Here is a 2,737-nt window from a genome sequence, read left to right on the forward strand (position 1 = left end):
GTGCGGGCGGGCCGCCTGGTCCACAGGCATAGGCCCGAGGCTAAGGCGCAGGCCGACGGGTCGACAGGGCCGAGCGCTCTACGTCTTGATTGCCGCCGTAATCGACCGAAACTGAACACAGTACGACGCGAAGTGCGCGGTTCGGCTTTTGTTGTTGCCCCGGCGCGTGCTCCGGCGCGCCCCCGCGACCACCGACGCGCCCCCGGCCCGCGTCCCCGGCCCGTCCGCACCGACGCCGAGTGGCCGACCCGGGAGGATCCGGGCCGACCACTCGGCGCTCGTTGCGGTGTGCTGTGCTCGGCTCAGCCTGCGGGCTGGGGCTCGGGCGCGCCCTCCGCCTCGGCGTCCGCGTCGCCGTCGTCCGGTCCGCCGTCCTCCGCCTTGACGGAGTCGAGGAGGAGTTGGGCGACGTCGACGACCTGGATGGACTCCTTGGCCTGGCCGTCGTTCTTCTTGCCGTTGACGGAGTCGGCGAGCATGACGAGGCAGAACGGGCAGGCGGTGGAGACGATGTCCGGGTCGAGGGCGAGGGCTTCGTCGACGCGTTCGTTGTTGACGCGCTTGCCGATGCGCTCTTCCATCCACATCCGGGCGCCGCCGGCGCCGCAGCAGAAGCCGCGTTCCTTGTGGCGGTGCATCTCCTCGTTCCGCAGGCCGGGCACCTTGCCGATGATCTCGCGCGGCGGGGTGTAGACCTGGTTGTGGCGGCCGAGGTAGCAGGGGTCGTGGTAGGTGATCAGGCCCTCGACGGGGTTGACCGGGATGAGCCGGCCCTCGTCGATGAGGTGCTGGAGCAGCTGGGTGTGGTGGATGACCTCGTACTCGCCGCCCAGCTGCGGGTACTCGTTGGCGATGGTGTTGAAGCAGTGCGGGCAGGTGGAGACGATCTTCTTCGCGGACTTCGGCTTCTTCGTCGCCGGGTCCTCGTCGTCCTCACCGAACGCGGCGTTCAGCGTCGCCACGTTCTCCTCACCGAGCTGCTGGAAGAGGAACTCGTTGCCCAGGCGGCGGGCGGAGTCGCCGGTGCACTTCTCGTCGCCGCCCATGATGGCGTACCTGACGCCGGCGATGTGGAGGAGTTCGGCGAAGGCCTTGGTGGTCTTCTTGGCGCGGTCCTCCAGGGCGCCGGCGCAGCCGACCCAGTAGAGGTAGTCGACGTCGGTGAGGTCTTCGACGGTCTTGCCGACGACGGGGACGTCGATGCCCTTCTCGGCCTTGAGCTCCTTGGTCCATTCCAGGCGCTGCTTCTTGGCCAGGCCCCAGGGGTTGCCCTTCTTCTCCAGGTTCTTGAGCATGGTGCCCGCCTCGGACGGGAACGCGGACTCGATCATGACCTGGTAGCGGCGCATGTCGACGATGTGGTCGACGTGCTCGATGTCGACGGGGCACTGTTCGACGCAGGCGCCGCAGGTGGTGCAGGACCACAGGACGTCGGGGTCGATGACGCCGTTCTCTTCGAGGGTGCCGATCAGGGGGCGCTCCGCCTCGGCCAGCGCGCTGGCGGGCACGTCCTTGAGCTGCTCGGCGGTGGCCTTCTCCTCGCCCTCCATGGTCTTGCCGCCGCCGGCGAGGAGGTAGGGCGCCTTGGCGTGCGCGTGGTCGCGCAGCGACATGATCAGCAGCTTCGGCGAGAGGGGCTTGCCGGTGTTCCACGCGGGGCACTGGGACTGGCAGCGGCCGCACTCGGTGCAGGTCGCGAAGTCGAGGATGCCCTTCCAGGAGAAGTGCTCGACCTGGGAGACGCCGAAGGTGGTCTCCTCCGCGTTGTCCTCGTCGAAGGCGGACTCGAAGTCGATCGGCTTGCCGCCGCTGGTCATGGGCTGGAGGGCGCCGAGGGCGGTGCCGCCCTTGGCCTCGCGCTTGAACCAGATGTTCGGGAAGGCCAGGAAGCGGTGCCAGGCCACACCCATGTTGGTGTTCAGGCTGACCGTGATCATCCAGATCATGGTCGTGCCGATCTTCACCATGGCCCAGAAGTAGACGAGGTTCTGGAGGGTGGTCAGACTCATTCCGCTGAAGAACGCGACCAGCGGGTAGGAGATGAAGTACGCGGGCTCGTAGGAGTCCACGTGGTGCAGCGCGCCCTCGAGGCCGCGCAGCATCAGGATCGCGAGGCCGATCGTGAAGATCACGTACTCGACGAAGTACGCCTGCCACGCCTTGGAACCGGCGAAGCGGGACTTGCGGCCGGCCCGGGAGGGCAGGTTCAGCAGCCGGATGACCATCAGCGTCGCGATGCCGGCGGTGGTCATGAAGCCGATGAACTCGATGTACATCTCGTACGGCAGGAAGCCGCCGAGGACGGGCAGCATCCAGTCGGCCTCGAACAGCTGGCCGTACGCGTTCACCAGGGTCGGCGGCAGCGTCAGGAAGCCGATCGCGACGAACCAGTGGGCGACTCCGACGACGGCCCACCGGTTCATCCGGGTGTGACCCAGGAACTCACGGATGAGCGTCGCCGTGCGCAGCTTCCAGTCGTTGGTGCGGGTGCCGGCCGGGATCGGCTGGCCAAGCTTCACAAAGCGCCAGATCTCAGCGACAGCGCGTGCGAGCAGCGCTACGCCGACCACGCTGAGGGTCAGCGTGACGACGATCGCGACGAGTTGCATTTCGGCTCCTCGGACCAGCGGGGGGCGGGCCGCGTACCCGCGGCGTACTAGCAAGTAACTTGTGTGGTCTTCCGAGACTACCCACTATCCACCCCGCGCTGTACATCGGCCGTATACTATTTACATCT

General features: G+C 67.4%; 1 protein-coding gene. It reads right to left on the reverse strand.

Going from position 1 to position 2,737, the window contains the following annotated elements:
• Positions 1–302 precede the first annotated feature (302 nt).
• Positions 303–2,609, reverse strand: a complete 2,307-nt coding sequence (locus FNX44_RS25725) for a (Fe-S)-binding protein (RefSeq protein ID WP_143651377.1) — start codon at positions 2,607–2,609, stop codon at positions 303–305.
• Between the last annotated feature and the right edge of the window lie 128 nt (positions 2,610–2,737).

Source organism: Streptomyces alkaliterrae (genome assembly GCF_007097205.2).
GTDB lineage: Bacteria > Actinomycetota > Actinomycetes > Streptomycetales > Streptomycetaceae > Streptomyces > Streptomyces alkaliterrae.

What these genes read in the sequence shown, in the direction of transcription:
- FNX44_RS25725 (WP_143651377.1), bottom strand. Translation starts at nt 2,609, where the DNA reads ATGCAACTCGTCGCGATCGTCGTCACGCTGACCCTCAGCGTGGTCGGC.